12 protein-coding genes and 1 pseudogene are annotated in these 14,649 nt (G+C 65.8%); 3 read left to right on the forward strand and 10 right to left on the reverse strand.

Going from position 1 to position 14,649, the window contains the following annotated elements; translation table 11 throughout:
- The first annotated feature begins 114 nt into the window (after positions 1–114).
- Positions 115–2,490 (forward strand): phosphoketolase family protein, encoded by a 2,376-nt coding sequence (locus E5P2_RS10830; protein ID WP_162567084.1) that lies wholly within the window; start codon positions 115–117, stop codon positions 2,488–2,490.
- Positions 2,487–3,665 (forward strand): acetate/propionate family kinase, encoded by a 1,179-nt coding sequence (locus E5P2_RS10835; RefSeq protein ID WP_174262656.1) that lies wholly within the window; start codon positions 2,487–2,489, stop codon positions 3,663–3,665. Before E5P2_RS10830 ends, E5P2_RS10835 begins: the two co-directional genes overlap by 4 nt.
- A 221-nt stretch (positions 3,666–3,886) precedes the next feature.
- Here the strand turns inward: E5P2_RS10835 and E5P2_RS10840 are convergent.
- Positions 3,887–4,397, reverse strand: a pseudogene (locus E5P2_RS10840) (transposase); the annotation flags it as partial.
- Positions 4,398–4,433: 36 nt separating this feature from the next.
- On the opposite strand from E5P2_RS10840, the gene E5P2_RS38360 reads away from it, so the two are divergent.
- A complete protein-coding gene (locus E5P2_RS38360) occupies positions 4,434–4,859 on the forward strand; it encodes a hypothetical protein (RefSeq protein WP_162567086.1) in 426 nt (141 codons plus the stop codon).
- On the opposite strand, the gene E5P2_RS10850 is transcribed toward E5P2_RS38360, so the two are convergent.
- The 9 genes from E5P2_RS10850 to E5P2_RS10890 all read right to left on the reverse strand — a co-directional run bounded on the left by E5P2_RS10850 (position 4,846) and on the right by E5P2_RS10890 (position 14,613).
- Positions 4,846–5,205: a type II toxin-antitoxin system PemK/MazF family toxin gene (locus tag E5P2_RS10850; RefSeq protein ID WP_162567087.1), complete on the reverse strand. Its 360-nt coding sequence runs from the start codon at positions 5,203–5,205 to the stop codon at positions 4,846–4,848. The genes E5P2_RS38360 and E5P2_RS10850 overlap by 14 nt on opposite strands.
- A complete protein-coding gene (locus E5P2_RS10855) occupies positions 5,205–5,468 on the reverse strand; it encodes an AbrB/MazE/SpoVT family DNA-binding domain-containing protein (RefSeq protein ID WP_162567088.1) in 264 nt (87 codons plus the stop codon). The genes E5P2_RS10850 and E5P2_RS10855 overlap by 1 nt, the downstream gene beginning before the upstream one ends.
- Positions 5,469–6,005: 537 nt before the next feature.
- Entirely contained in the window at positions 6,006–9,167 is a 3,162-nt protein-coding gene (locus tag E5P2_RS10860) for an efflux RND transporter permease subunit (protein ID WP_162567089.1), read from the reverse strand.
- Positions 9,164–10,678: an efflux RND transporter periplasmic adaptor subunit gene (locus E5P2_RS10865; protein ID WP_162567090.1), complete on the reverse strand. Its 1,515-nt coding sequence runs from the start codon at positions 10,676–10,678 to the stop codon at positions 9,164–9,166. Before E5P2_RS10865 ends, E5P2_RS10860 begins: the two co-directional genes overlap by 4 nt.
- A complete protein-coding gene (locus E5P2_RS10870; RefSeq protein ID WP_232080658.1) occupies positions 10,675–11,964 on the reverse strand; it encodes a TolC family protein in 1,290 nt (429 codons plus the stop codon). The genes E5P2_RS10865 and E5P2_RS10870 overlap by 4 nt, the downstream gene beginning before the upstream one ends.
- 19 nt (positions 11,965–11,983) lie before the next feature.
- Positions 11,984–12,319 carry a hypothetical protein gene (locus E5P2_RS10875; RefSeq protein ID WP_232080659.1) on the reverse strand — a complete coding sequence of 112 codons (336 nt, stop codon included), beginning with the start codon at positions 12,317–12,319 and terminating at the stop codon, positions 11,984–11,986.
- Positions 12,320–12,453: 134 nt separating this feature from the next.
- Positions 12,454–13,023, reverse strand: coding sequence for a cytochrome b (locus E5P2_RS10880; RefSeq protein WP_162567092.1), 570 nt, complete (start codon positions 13,021–13,023; stop codon positions 12,454–12,456).
- Positions 13,024–13,061: 38 nt separating this feature from the next.
- On the reverse strand, positions 13,062–14,357 hold the full coding sequence (locus E5P2_RS10885; RefSeq protein ID WP_162567093.1) for a sensor histidine kinase: 1,296 nt from the start codon (positions 14,355–14,357) through the stop codon (positions 13,062–13,064).
- Between the two features lie 112 nt (positions 14,358–14,469).
- Positions 14,470–14,613 (reverse strand): hypothetical protein, encoded by a 144-nt coding sequence (locus E5P2_RS10890; protein WP_162567094.1) that lies wholly within the window; start codon positions 14,611–14,613, stop codon positions 14,470–14,472.
- Positions 14,614–14,649: the final 36 nt, after the last annotated feature.

Below are 14,649 nucleotides of genomic sequence, written 5' to 3' on the forward strand. Positions count from 1 at the left end.
AATTGATGCACCATCCGGGTTTCGAGGTGTCCTCGGGAGGGTTCAGCGCGTGACCTCGCTGAGCCTGGCGCGGATGCCTGACGAGCGAGTTCGAACGACGCAATGAAAGCCATCATGTCCGCTCCTCTCTCCCCCGATCTCCTGCGCAGGATGGACGCCTACTGGCGCGCGGCCAACTACCTCTCGGTCGGCCAGATCTACCTGCAGGACAACCCGCTGCTCGAAACGCCGCTGAAGCTGGAGCACGTGAAGCCACGCCTGCTCGGACACTGGGGCACGACACCGGGACTCAACCTGCTCTACGTCCATCTCAACCGGCTGATCAAGGAGAACGATCTCGACATGATGTACGTCATCGGCCCGGGCCATGGCGGCCCCGGCATCGTGGCGAACAGCTACCTGGAAGGGTCGTACACCGAACACTATCCTGCGATCGAGCGCGACCGCAACGGGCTGCAGCGGCTTTTCCGGCAGTTCTCATGGCCCTATGGCATTCCCAGCCATGTGTCACCCGAAACGCCCGGCTCCATCCATGAAGGCGGCGAACTGGGCTATTCGCTGGCCCATGCCTACGGCGCGGCCTTCGACAATCCGAACCTGATCGTCGCTTGCGTGGTCGGTGACGGCGAGGCCGAGACCGGCGCGCTGGCGGCGAGCTGGCATTCCAACAAGTTCCTCAATCCCGCGCGCGACGGGGCGGTGCTGCCGATCCTGCATCTCAACGGCTTCAAGATCGCCAATCCGACGCTGCTGGCACGCATCACGCGCGAGGAGCTGACGGCGCTGATGCGCGGCTACGGCCATGAGCCGCATTTCGTCGAGGGGGACGATCCGGCGCTCGTGCATCAATCGCTCGCCGCCGCGCTCGACACGGCGCTCGCGCAGATCCGGCATGTGCAGCACGAAGCCCGCTCGGCCAATGGCGCGAAGAGGCCGCAACGACCGCGTTGGCCGATGATCGTGCTGCGCACGCCCAAGGGCTGGACCGGTCCCAAGTTCGTCGACGGCAAACCGGTCGAAGGCACCTGGCGCGCGCACCAGGTGCCGCTCGCCGATTGCAGCCAGCCCGAACACCTCGAACAGCTCGAGGACTGGATGCAGAGCTACCGGCCGCGCGAGCTGTTCGACGACAACGGAAAATTCCGCGAGGAGTTCGCCTCGCTGGCGCCGACCGGCCATCGCCGCATGGGCTCCAATCCGCATGCCAATGGCGGCGCCTTGCTGCAGCCACTGGCGATGCCGCACTTCCACGACCACGCGGTCGCGGTGACCGAGCCCGGTACCCTGCGCGCAGAGGCGACGCGCGTGCTCGGCAAATTCCTGCGCGACGTGATGAAGCTCAACCTCGACAAGGCCAACTTTCGCCTCTTCGGTCCCGACGAGACGGCGTCCAACCGGCTGGAGGCGGTCTACGAAGTCGCCGGCAAGGCATGGATGGCCGCCGTCGAAGAGGTCGACACCGACCTCGCTGCCGACGGCCGCGTGATGGAAGTGCTGAGCGAACACCTGTGCGAAGGCTGGCTCGAAGGCTATCTGCTCACCGGCCGCCATGGCCTGTTCTCGTGCTACGAGGCCTTCGTCCATATCGTCGACTCGATGCTCAACCAGCATGCCAAGTGGCTCAAGGTGACGCGGCAGATTCCGTGGCGCAAGCCGATCGCGTCGCTGAACTACCTGCTCACCTCGCATGTCTGGCGCCAGGACCACAACGGTTTCTCGCACCAGGATCCGGGCTTCATCGACCATGTCGCCAACAAGAAGGCCGACGTCGTGCGCATCTACCTGCCGCCCGACGCCAACTGCCTGTTGTCGGTGGCGGATCATTGCCTGCGAAGCCGGAACTACATCAACGTGATCGTCGCCGGCAAGCAGCCCGAATGGCAGTGGCTGTCTCTCGATGCGGCGATACGCCACTGCACCGCCGGCGCCGGCATCTGGCACTGGGCCGGCAACGACGATGGTCGAAGCGATCCGGACGTGGTCATGGCCTGTGCCGGCGACGTGCCGACCCTGGAGACATTGGCCGCAGTGACGCTCCTGCGCACCCACGTGCCGGACATCCGCATCCGCGTCGTCAACGTGGTCGACCTGATGGTCCTGCAACCGGCTTCGGAACATCCGCATGGCCTCGAGGACGAAGACTTCGACGAGCTCTTCACCCGCGACCGGCCGGTGATCTTCGCCTTTCACGGCTATCCGGCGCTGATCCACAAGCTGGTCTATCGGCGGCGCAACCATCCCAACATCCACGTGCGCGGCTACAAGGAAGAAGGAACCACCACCACGCCCTTCGACATGGTGGTGCTGAACGATCTCGATCGCTATCACCTCGCGCTCGACGCCATCCGGCGGATCCCGCGGCTTCGCGACCAGGTGGAAGAGGCGACCGCGCGCTACTGGACGACGATGGAGCGCCACAAGCTCCACGTGAGCGAGCATGGCGAGGACATGCCTGAAGTCAGGAATTGGCGCTGGACCGCGTGGGCATGATCGTCCTCGCATTGAACAGCGGCTCCTCGTCGCTCAAGTTCGGTATCTACCGCGCCGGTGCCGCCGCGGTCGACATGCTGGTCGCCGGCGAGGCCGAGATGATCGGCGAGGCGCAAGGCAAGTTCAGCGCGCACGATGCGAAGCGCCGGACGCTGGTCAGCGAGACGGCGGCCATTGCGAGTCAGCAGGCAGCGATCGAGCGCATCGGCCGCCTGCTCGCCGCCATCGACATTCCGGGACCGGAAGCCGTCGGGCACCGCATCGTGCACGGCGGTCCGGCGTTGCGCCGGCACTGCCTGATCGACGCCGCGGTGATGCACCAGCTCGAGGCCGCCGCCGCCTTCGCGCCGCTGCATGTGCCGGCCGCGTTGTCGCTGGTGCGCCATGCCCCGGCGCAGTTTCCGGGCCTGCCGCAGGTGGCCGGCTTCGACACCAGCTTCCATGCCGATCTGCCGGAACTCGCACGCGTGCTGCCGGTCCCGAGCGAACTGCGCGCGCAGGGCATCGAGCGCTACGGCTTCCACGGACTGTCCTGCGAGTCGATCGTGCGTCAACTGGGCGGGGATCTGCCGCAGCGCACGGTGATCGCCCATCTGGGCCATGGCGCGAGCGTGACCGCGGTCAGGGACGGACACTCGGTCGACACCAGCATGGGACTGACGCCGACAAGCGGCGTTGTCATGAGCACGCGCACGGGCGATCTCGATCCGGGCGTGCTGGTTTATCTCATGCGCGAGAAGAATCTCAAAGCCGCGCAAGTGGAAGCGCTGGTCAACGAGCGCGCGGGCCTGCTCGGCATTTCGGGCGTGAGCGGCGACATGCGGCGGCTGCGCGAGGCCGCGGCCTCGAACGCGCAGGCGCGGCTGGCAGTCGAGATGTTCTGCTATTCGGTACGCAAACAGGTGGCCGCGATGGCCGCAGCGATGGAGGGCATTGATCTGCTCGTCTTCACCGGCGGCATCGGCGAGAACGATGCCGAGGCGCGCGCGACCATTTGCGCCGGTCTGTCCTGGGTCGGCGTCGGCCTCGACACCGAACGCAACCGCTCGGTGCGCAATCCGCTTCATGACATCGGCGCGCATTGCGCGGTGCTCGTTCTGCCCGCGCAGGAGAACGAGGAGATCGCCCGCCACACGGTATCGATCGCTTCGGCTGCGGTCAGATTCCCTCGCTGACCCGGAACCATGTTCGTTCGCAAGCAGCTGCCATCAAGGCGATGCGCTCGAATGAGCCTCCCCGGCCTCTGCCCGCGTGCGACGCCACGATCTCCTCAGTGCGATGTGTCTGGCACGCTGAGTGGCCGGGAATTCCCTGCCGGCTTGGACCGCAAGTGGTGCGCGATTGCCGTGCATTGCATGGTTCAGAGCCTGGAGTTGACCGCTGAGCCGTTCTCGTTCTACTTCGTCGCGAATCGATCGGTCTTTGCCCTCCCAACGTTCGAAGACACCGCGCATGTATGCTGACTCAGATTGCGAGGCAGGATTGCCGCGGCCTCGAACTGCATGTAGCGCCGGTTGAGCGACCACTCGTCGTTGTGCTCGAGCATGATGGCGCCGACGAGCCGCATGATCGAGGCGTCGTTGGGGAATGATGCCCACGACGTTCGTGCGTCGCTTGATCTCGGCATTCAGCCGCTCCAGAGGGTTGGTCGAGTAGATCTGCGTCCAGCGCGCTCGCGCAAAGGTCATGAAGGCCAGCACGTCGTTCTCCCCGTCGTCCATCAGCGAGCCGAGCTTGGGGAACTTGTCTCCGAGCTGATCGGCGACCGACCTCCATTGTGCCCGCGCTGCATCGGCCGAGTCCTGTACGAACACCGTGCCGATGGCGGCTGAGACCATGCGCTTCACGCCGCGCAGGCCCCGGCGATTCAGGCTGCGCAGGAACTCGGTCCAGAAGGGCTCGGCTTCCTGAGCCGGCTCGAGCGCGATGCGGTGGCGGCCTCGGTGGCGACGCTGCTTCGTGTCTGCAAGGCGATCGGCATCCGGCCCGGCTCGTTGTTCGACCCGCCCGCGACCAACCTGGTGCGCGCAGCGCAGGGCACGCCGATCAGCCTCGGGGGACAGGGGATGTCGGAGTTTCTGATCTCCGGCGCCGGCAACGAGCACATGATGGCGCTTCTCTCCATCATCGAGCCCAGTGGCGGCTCGGGTTCTGAGCCCTATACGCTCAACGCGGCATCGGACCTCGTGCACGTCGAGCAAGGTGAACTGATCATCGTGGTCGACAGCGTAGGGCCCGCAGTGGCACGTGGCGATGCGGCCGGGCAAGCACAGGCGACTGGACCCGAGGCGCAAGTGGGCGCGGCTGCTCGAGAAGGCCGAGCGGTTGAAGGCGAGCTCGAGGTCGAAATGGCAATCAGATCTCGATGATCTGATTGAGCGCCTCGCACGCCGCTGCGAGCACGGGTGAGGGCACCTGCTTCCATGGATGGACCTTTGCCCGCCGGACTCGCCAGTCGAACGACTTGGGCTGATGCGCAAGAACGTAGCTCTCTATGGCCTTCGGCCCGACAAACCGGATAGCAAATGGATTGGAGGCGTTGTATGCCGCTGTCGTCATGGGCAAACCGATCACGATGCTCGTACGATCGTTGAATGCCTTCGGGGACAGCACCAGCATCGGATGCATGTCCTTCATCTCTCGATCTACCTGTGGATTGAAGTCGATCCAGATGATGTCCCGCCGATCAGGAATCCAAGGCGCGCGCGTCGCCATCAGAACAACTCTGCCCCCAACCGCCCCGCGGCCATGGCCTCGCCGCTGTGCCTGGATGGCTCGAATACCTTGAGCTTTTGTGCCAACGACAGTTTCGGTTCGCCCTGCACGCGCAGGAAAATGCCACCTTCGACAACCTCAACAATGACCGGCATTCCGCGCACCAGGTGGGCCGCGCGCGCTACCGGCGCGGTCAATCGCACGGCCAAGCCGTTTCCCCACTCTTGAACCGTCTGCTCAGCTCTGACTGATATCGCACCCATGATGGATCTCCTTGAACCACGCTTCACTCTAGCCGACAGCGCCCCCGTGTCAACATGTAGAAACATGTCAATGCTACGTCCAGATGCCGTGGCACGAGCAAAATTGGGATGTCGCATTTCTTCCTTCTTGAGGAAGTCCAGGCCGTTTGAACAGCGGACGACGACACGAATTCACTGGGCTTCGTGTCGTTACTGCGACAAAACCAGCCTGCGGCGGGGCTCACCGCGCGTGACTCGCCTTCACGGGACGCTGAGCTCGGGAAGAGGCGCCGCGCGAGTGGTCCCGCGTTCGATGAGGCTGAAGCCAAGATCGACGATGAGGCGTCGACTACGCAATCGTGGGCGCGCAAGGCGGCCTCGAAGCCGGCCTTGCGATCGCTGTGGCGATCGTTGAGCGGCCCTTCCGCGGCGAGCAACACCGGATGGCGCACGCCGGAGCGAATGAGCTGGTCGACGAGCTGGAGCATCGCCCGGTGATTGGAACAACCGATGCAATCACTTGGTGCCCTTCACCGCGACCTGTCGGAGTAGCGGCGCTCATCCGATCTTGGCCACTCGGTGCGGTCGAGTGGCTCGGTTCGCATGACCACGCCGGCGCAGCAGATACCAGGCCGCGGGCACGACGAGCATGCTGAGCAGCGGTGCGGTCACCATGCCGCCGACCATGGGAGCGGCGATGCGCGTCATCACCTCCGAGCCCGTGCCGCTGCCCCACATGATGGGCAGCAGGCCGGCCATCACCACCGCGACCGTCATCGCCTTGGGCCGCACGCGCAGCACGGCGCCTTCGCGGATCGCGGCGAGCAGGGTGTCGTCGTTCATCGGCTCGCCGGCCTCGAGGCGCCGCGCGAGTGCATTCTTCAGGTAGACCAGCATCACCACGCCGAACTCGGCCGCGACGCCCGCCAGCGCGATGAAGCCCACGGCCGTGGCCACCGAGATGGCATGGCCGAGCGCCCAGACCAGCCAGAAGCCGCCGATGAGCGAGAAGGGCACGGCCGCCATCACCAGGGCCGCGTCGCCGAAGGACCTGAAGAGCAGGTACAGCAGCACGAAGATGACGGCCAAGGTGACCGGCACCACCAGCTTCAACCGCTCGGTCGCGCGCTGCAGGTACTCGAACTGGCCTGACCATGACACCGCGTAGCCGGCCGGCATCTTCACGGACTTCGCGACCGCGGCCTGCATGTCGTTGACAGTGGAACGGAGGTCTCGTCCACGCACGTCGACATAGACCCAGCCCGAGAGCCGCGCGTTCTCGCTGCGCAGCATCGGCGGACCGTCCTCGATGTGGATCCTCGCGACATCCTGGAGCAGAAGCTGCGCACCGCTGCGGGTCACGAAGGGCAGTTCTCTCATGCGCTCCAGCGAATCGCGGACCTCTCGCGGGTAGCGCACGTTGATCGGATAGCGCTCCCGGCCCTGGATGACCTCCCCGACGTTGTCGCCGCCGATCGCGGTGGACACCACCGCCTGCACGTCCGCCACCGAGAGGCCGTAGCGCGCCGCTGCCAGCCGGTCGACATCGATGTCGATGTAGCGGCCGCCGGTCAGCCGCTCGGCGAGCGCCGACGACACGCCCGGTACGTTCTTGACCGCGGCCTCGACCTGCGTGGTCAGCGCATCGATGGTGGCGAGATCCGCGCCGGCCACCTTGACGCCCACCGGGCTCTTGATGCCCGTGGCCAGCATGTCGATGCGGTTGCGAATCGGCGGCACCCAGACGTTGGACAAGCCCGGCACCTTCACGGCGCGGTCCAGCGCCGCGACCAGCTTGTCCGGCGTCATGCCGGCGCGCCACTGGTCCTTCGGCTTGAACTGGACGATGGTCTCGAACATCTCCAGCGGTGCAGGGTCGGTCGCCGTGTCGGCGCGGCCGGCCTTGCCGAACACGCGCGCGACTTCCGGCACCGTCCTGATCAGGCGATCGGTCTGCTGCAGCAGCTCGGACGCTTTCGACACGGAGAGCCCGGGAAGGGCAGACGGCATGTAGAGCAAATCGCCTTCGTCCAACGGCGGCATGAACTCGCCGCCGAGGCGCATCAGCGGCACGACGGTCAGCCCCAACAGCAACGCTGCCACGACCAGCGTCGCCTTGGGAAAGCGCAGCACCCCTTCGAGCGCGGGCCGGTAGATGGCCATCAGAAAGCGGTTGACCGGGTTGGCGGCCTCGTGCGGGATGCGGCCCCGGATCAGGTAGCCCATCAGCACCGGGATCAACGTCACCGACAGGCCCGCCGCCGCCGCCATCGCATAGGTCTTGGTGAACGCCAGGGGAGCGAACAGCCGGCCTTCCTGCGCTTCGAGCGAGAACACCGGCACAAAGGACAGCGTGATGACCAGCAGAGAGAAGAACAGGGCCGGCCCGACCTCCACCGAGGCGTCGGCGACCAGCTGCCACCGCTGCACGTTGCTCGGCTGCCGGCCGTGCCGCGTCTCGAAGGCCTCGATGTGCTTGTGCGCGTTCTCCACCATCACGATCGCGCCGTCGACCATGGCGCCGATCGCGATCGCGATGCCGCCCAGGGACATGATGTTGGCGTTGACGCCTTGCCAGTGCATGACGATGAACGCAGCCAGGACCCCGATTGGCAGTGCCACGACGGCCACGAGCGCCGAGCGCAGGTGGAACAGAAAGATGGCGCAGACCACCGCCACCACGATGAACTCCTCGGCCAGCTTGGCGCGCAGGTTGTCGACCGCGCGATCGATGAGAAGCGAGCGGTCGTAGGTCGGAACAATCTCGACGCCGGCGGGCAGGCTCGACTTGAGCGTCGCCAGCTTGGCCTTGACCGCCTCGATGGTGGTGCGCGCGTTCTTGCCGGAGCGCATGACCACCACGCCGCCCGCCACTTCGCCTTCGCCGTCCAGCTCGGCGATGCCACGGCGCATCTCCGGGCCGATCTGGAGGGTCGCCACGTCGCGCAGCAGCACGGGTGTCGCACCGGACACCGAGAGCGGGATCGTGCGGAAGTCGTCGAGCGACTGCAGGTAGCCGCGCGAGCGCACCATGTACTCGGCTTCGGCGAGCTCCACCACGGAGCCGCCGCTGGCCTGGTTGGCCTTTTGCAGCGCTTCCACCACGGCGGCCTGGGTGATGCCCAGCGCACGCATGCGGTCGGGATCGAGCACCACCTGGTACTGGCGCACCATGCCGCCGATGCTCGCCACCTCGGCCACGTCGGGCACTGTCTTCAGCTCGAACTTGAGAAACCAGTCGTTGAGTGCCCGGAGTTGCCCGAGGTCCCGGTGGCCGGTTCGGTCCACCAGCGCGTACTCGTAGACCCAGCCGACGCCCGTGGCGTCAGGGCCCAGCGATGCGTTGGCGCCGGCGGGGAGCTTGCCCTGCACCTGGTTGAGGTACTCGACGACGCGCGAGCGCGCCCAGTAGGGATCGGTCTTGTCGTCGAACAGCACGTAGACGAAGGAGTCGCCGAAGAACGAATAGCCGCGCACGGTCTTTGCGCCTGGGACGCTCAGCATCGTGGTGGTCAGCGGATAGGTGACCAGGTCCTCGACCACCTGCGGCGCTTTGCCCGGGTAGGGCGTGCGGATGATGACTTGCGTATCGGACAGATCCGGCAGCGCATCGAGCGGCGTGCGAGCGGCGGACCACAGCCCGACTGCGACCAGGAACAAGGTCGCGATGAGCACCAGAAAGCGGTTGCCGACCGACCAGCGGATCAGGGCAGCGATCATCGTCTTGCCGCCGGCTGGAGCCGCTGCACGGAGAGCAGCTCGTAGCCGGTCGATCCGCCCTCCTTGAACTCGAAGCGGACTTGATCGCCTGGCTTGATATCGGGGAAGGCGTTCGGTGCCGGCTTGGCAAAGCCCATGGTCATGGCAGGCCACTGCAGGGAGGCCACCGGCCCGTGCGAAATGGTGATGCTGTCCGCATCGACGCTCTCCACCTTGCCTTGCGTGCGGTGCGATGCGATGGCCGGCTTCGGCACCGCAGCCGGTCCTGGCGCCGCCAAGGCGGGCGCTGCCATGTTGCCCAGTACCGATCGCAGCCGGGCTTCCGAGTCGATGAGGAATTGACCGCTTGCCACGACTTGCTCGCCTTCGGTCAAGCCCTGAACGATCTCGATGTCGTCACCGAGGTCCGCACCCAGCGACACATCGCGCGGCTCGAACGCACCCGTGTCCTTGCGCACGATGACGACTGCGCGCTTGCCCGTGCGGATGACGGCCTCGGAGGCCACGATGAGGCGCGTGCTCCGAGTGCCGTCCACTTGCAGTCGCAACAGCATGCCGGGGGTGAGCTGGCCTTGTGCGTTGTCGACCTCGAAGCGGGCCTTCAGGGTACGGGTGGACGTGCTGACCTCCGGCAGGATCTCCTTCAGTTCACCGTCGAAGGACCGTGACGCGTCAGCCTGCAGGACAGCCTTCACCTTCTGCCCAGGTGCAAGGCGTACAGCCTGGACCTCGGGAATCTCGGCCACTGCCCAGACTTTCTCCAGGCCGGCAATGCGAAACAGCGTCACGCCGGGCGTGACCGCGACGCCTTCGCGCACGCCCAGCTCGGCAATGACGCCGCTGGCCGGCGCCGTCAGCACGAAGCGGGCTTGCGCGGTGCCGGCTTTCTCGCTCTGGCGAATGAGTTCGGCCGGAATCGACATGGCCCGCATGCGGTCGCGCGCGGCTGCGATGAGATCAGCGGGAACGCCTGCGCGCTGAAGCGCGATCAGCTCGTTCTGCGGACCCAGCCAGTCCGGCGCGAAGATGGTGGCCAGCGCCTGGCCCTTGCGGACCCGCTCCATCGGTGCGCGCACCGAGAGGCGCTCCACGTAGCCCGCGACGCGGGTCTGCACCGCGACATCGAGCCGCTCGTCGAACTGCACCGCGCCGATCGCGTCGAACGACGAAGAGACCTCGGCGCGCCGCACGGTTGCGTATCGGATGCCGAGGTTCTGCTGTACACCGGGATTGATGCTCACGCCGCCGGCGCCCGCATCGCCTTCGGCGTACACGGGGACCAGTTGCATGTCCATGAAGGGCGACTTGCCGGGCTTGTCGAAGCGAGGACCCGGCACCATCGGGTCGTGCCAGTAGAGAACCTTGCGGCCGTCCGTGCCGGCGGCCGGTGTCGACGCAAGCGTCATGGCGGCGTCGGGTGCATGGCCCGTCGTGCGGCCGGCGTAGAAGGCGCCGCCGGCGATCAGCAGGACGGCCGACAGCGACAGTGTCGCGAGCAGGGCGCGTTTCATGGTGCCACCTCGGAAGCAAGCGGCCGGAAGGCCAGTTGCGCCTGGGCCTTGGCCAGGTCGCGTTGAAGCATCAGCAGCTTTCGCTGCGCTTCGACCTCTGCATGCCGCGCCTCGAAGAGCGTCACCAGGCTGGCCCGGTTGGACCGATACGCCGCGGTGGCAGCGGCCGTTCTTTGCTCGGCTGGAGTGACGACGCCCTCGCGATAGCGCCCGATGCGTTGCTGCAGACGCTGGGCGTCGCTGTCGAGAGTCCGGTACTCGGCCGCCGCGGCGCGTGTCGCCTCCGCCAAGTCGGCTTCCGCCCTGTCGACCAAGGCCAGCTTCGCGGCGGTTTCCCGATCCTGGCGCTCGCCCGGTGCGATCGGCAGCGGGATGCTGACACCGAACGACACCATGTCCGAATAGCCCGTGCGCTGGCCGTAGGCGACCTCCCAGGTCCAGTTCGGCTTGCGGTTGGTCGCAGCGACGGCCGCGACCTGTCTCGCCATCTCGAGGTCTTGTTGCATGGCAGCGACCGAGGGGTGTCCAGCCACGTAGGCCTCTTCGGTAGGCAGCGACGCGAACTGTATGGGCGCCAGATCATCGGGCATCACGCCCACCCAGCGCTGGAGCGCGAGCCTGGCGGCACTCTGTTGTTGTCGGACGTCGGCCGATTCGTCTTCCGAACTGCCCTTCGCGCCGGTGAGAGAAAGCACGTCCTGGCTGTTGCCAGCCGCGGAAGACAGCCTGGCGCGGGCGACCTCGAATTCCTCATGCACGTGGTGCTCCATCAAGGTGGTGAGCTTCAGCGTCTCGCCGGCGTAGAAGGCATCGACGTAGGCGAGCGTGGTTTGCAGGCGGGTGTCGGCGATCGCGATCTGGGCCTGTACCGCCTCCCGGGCGATCGATGCCTGCGCAGCGGCCTGGCGCGCCTCGCGCTTTTCCGCCGACAGCCACTCCTGGCTGATGCCGATGCGCTTCATCGTCATCGAGTCACGCGTCGTGCTGAAGCGGTCCGGCCCAGTCGCCGGCAGGTTGTCGACCCCGGCGCGCAGTACCGGGTCTGGCAGCTGGCCGGCGACGTGAGCGATTTCCGTGGCGCTCAAGATGCCGGCGCGGGCGGCGCGAGCGGCTTCGGAGCGCTGGACGGCGAGTTGCAGGGCTGTCTCGAGAGACAGGGGCGCGGCCTTCGCAAGGCAGGGCAGCAGTGCGGCGGCCAATGCGGCCGCGCGCAGGAAAGGGATGAACATGGGATCTCCGCAGGCGAACGAGGGCTTCGCTGGCGAGCGGACGAGCCGCGCCAGCACCGGTCGGTCGACGGAGATTTCAGACCCGGAGTCTGCGGGTCGAGAGAAAGACGGGATCGGGAGGAGGGCGCTGCTCAGGCTCGCTCTGCGGCGGAAGGCCATGGCCTTCCGCGTCCAGCACCAAGGGCACGAGCAGGACTTGCACCACAGCCGGCAGCGATGGCGTGGCCACCTTCGCCTGCTCGAACGACAGCGACGTCCCGGCGGCATGCTGATGGCAGAGGACCGGCTGGGCCGTATCGGTGCCTTCGCAAGGCTCGCCCGCGACCATCATCCCGGTCATCACCGCCGCGTCGGACATCCCTGGGCAGACGTAGCTCGCCAGCGCCAGCTGCGAAAACAGCAGCGACAGCATCACCATCAGGGCGATGGCGCTGCGGGGGAGGGAGCGACGGCGAGACATCTGGGCCGAAGTGTAGCGTCTGGCCCCCAACCTTTTCAGAGACCGGGAGGCTCGTAAAACGAATGGCAAAGAATGCGAAGAACTTCTCAACGCCGATTCAATTGGCGCAATCCAAGCCATCGCGGCAACATGGAGACGAGCACACCGTCCCTGAGAACGAGGTGATGGTAGAGCCCCGCAAGCGCGTGAAGTCCCGCAAGCCACAGGATCGCATCGCCTAGCCATGTGTGTATGTTGGCGATCTTCGCGCCCGCATTGTGCGAGGCACTGAGGGGGGATGGAATCTGCAAGCCGGCGAGGAATGTCAGGGGATGTCCTTCTAGCCAAGCACCGGCGATCGCGGTCAACGGCAGAGCGAAAAGGAGCAGATAGAGCCCTCCTTGCACAGCCTTCGCGGCGATGCCCATCCAGCGCGAGACCTCAGGTGGGTTTGGGTGTGTGTCGACCAAGCGCCAGAGCACCCGCAAAACAGCGAGTACGAGCACGCAAAATCCCAGTGTCTCGTGGAGCCGCCGGCCGGAATCGAAAGCTGGCGAGTACACGCGCTGCTCGGACCCTCCGGGCCCGTAGATGAAGGCAGCGAGAACGAGGATCGCGGTGGCCCAGTGAAACGCCTGGGCAACCGCTCCGTATCGCGCATGTGATCGATGATTCATTCCATCTTCCTTCGTGAGTCTCTGCGTTGGCGAACGCGCTATTCCGAATACCTCACCGGTGCCAGAACGCGCACAGTCGTCCCGCTGGCGCCAGCGGATTCCACTTCGACCGATGCGTCCAGCAGATCCGATAGCCGCTTGACAATCGACAGGCCTATTCCCTCGCCGGGTCCTTGACGAACAGGGCGATCCTCCTTGGACAAATGCGACAACTGGGGGTCGCTGGAAGAATGGACTGAATCCCCGGCGTCGGCCGCATGCGTGAGTTCCGTCGCCTCCTTGAGGGCGCCTGCCACTGGTCTGCCGGGGTCGGCCCGAAAACCCGGGCCCGTGTCTCGCACCGTCAGGGCCCACCGCTTTTTGTCCTCGGTATCACCAAGGCTCCAGGTCACCGTCACGCCTCCCGTCACGGTGTACTTCAGGGCATTCAAGATCAGGTTCTGCGCGAGACGCCGGGTTTTGAGCGCGTCCCCTTCGACCCAGAAGGGAGCTGGACCTTCAACACGCAGATACAGATTGCGCGCGTGGGCGAATGCCTGGAGGCCTTCGCACAGTTCGCTCAGAAGCGATGCCGCATCCATTTCCGCGAGCTGGCGTTTTTCTCCTCCGGCCTGCAATTTCGTGAGGCTGGTGACGTCATCCAGAAGATGTCGCAACGACTTGATGTTGCGCTCCAACATGTGGAGAAACCGTTCCCGATATTCCGCGGGCGCATCCTTGAGCGTGAGGCCGTGCGCGGCGCTGGCGACGACCCCGACATTGCCTCGGAGGTCGTGCGCGATCTGCCGCCAGAGCTCCGCTCGCTGTTGATCCAACTCGCCAATATCCCGCAACGCCTGTTCGAGATCCTGGACATGTCCAGCAGCCTCCAGACGCTGAAGACGGAAAAACTGCGAAGTGCTCTCCTCCACATCCATCGTGCAGGTGGCTGCCCAAGCCCGGCGGGCGGCGGCCATGACGTCGTGCGATGCGTGCTTGGACTGCGCATAGGCGTCCAGCTCGGCCACCATGACCTCATTGAGCAGGCCCAATTCGCGCGTCACTTCTCGCAGGTCATAGCCTTGCTGCCAGCGATGCAAACCGTGGGCAGCAGCCTCGTCGCCCCCCTTGCTCGGTCGAGCACCCTTGGAGATGGCGTCGGGCTCTCGAAGTTGCCTTTCGAATGCGGCCAGAACCTCGGGGATGTGATCATTCAACTGGGCACGCGGAAGTGCGTCGCCCGCGGTCAGGCTGCGATCGCGTCTGATCGTGTTGCGCCAGATCTGCAGGATGGCTGCACGCCGCCATTCCAGATGCCGGGCAAGCCCTGCAAGTTCGGTTTGGATGTCGGCCATCCGGCGGATTCTATTTCTTGCTTTGCGTGCTTTGTCGGCCGTGTGTCGGCATCGGCCCTTCCTGCCAGGCGCGTCACCGCGGGGCGGCTTCGCAGGCGAAGAGAGCTGCAAGTCAAATGTTGGCCGTCCTCTTTCCGACTCGCATGGCAATTCCCGTGAGTGCCAACGCGATGCCGGCCAACACGATGACGAAATCCAGCACCCAGATGCCGGTCGGAATTTGGCGCAGGGTGCTGCCAGCGTCTCTTGTGGTCATGGGGGTGGTGGCGCGAAATTGCCGTCGGAGTCTAGA

It is taken from the genome of Variovorax sp. SRS16 (genome assembly GCF_901827165.1).
Lineage (GTDB): Bacteria > Pseudomonadota > Gammaproteobacteria > Burkholderiales > Burkholderiaceae_C > Variovorax.

Coding starts and splice junctions, on each gene's coding strand:
- E5P2_RS10830 (WP_162567084.1), top strand. CDS start 115: ATGTCCGCTCCTCTCTCCCCCGATCTCCTGCGCAGGATGGACGCCTAC.
- E5P2_RS10835 (WP_174262656.1), top strand. CDS start 2,487: ATGATCGTCCTCGCATTGAACAGCGGCTCCTCGTCGCTCAAGTTCGGT.
- E5P2_RS10850 (WP_162567087.1), bottom strand. CDS start 5,205: ATGGCGACGCGCGCGCCTTGGATTCCTGATCGGCGGGACATCATCTGG.
- E5P2_RS10855 (WP_162567088.1), bottom strand. CDS start 5,468: ATGGGTGCGATATCAGTCAGAGCTGAGCAGACGGTTCAAGAGTGGGGA.
- E5P2_RS10860 (WP_162567089.1), bottom strand. CDS start 9,167: ATGATCGCTGCCCTGATCCGCTGGTCGGTCGGCAACCGCTTTCTGGTG.
- E5P2_RS10865 (WP_162567090.1), bottom strand. CDS start 10,678: ATGAAACGCGCCCTGCTCGCGACACTGTCGCTGTCGGCCGTCCTGCTG.
- E5P2_RS10875 (WP_232080659.1), bottom strand. CDS start 12,319: ATGCTGTCGCTGCTGTTTTCGCAGCTGGCGCTGGCGAGCTACGTCTGC.
- E5P2_RS10880 (WP_162567092.1), bottom strand. CDS start 13,023: ATGAATCATCGATCACATGCGCGATACGGAGCGGTTGCCCAGGCGTTT.
- E5P2_RS10885 (WP_162567093.1), bottom strand. CDS start 14,357: ATGGCCGACATCCAAACCGAACTTGCAGGGCTTGCCCGGCATCTGGAA.
- E5P2_RS10890 (WP_162567094.1), bottom strand. CDS start 14,613: ATGACCACAAGAGACGCTGGCAGCACCCTGCGCCAAATTCCGACCGGC.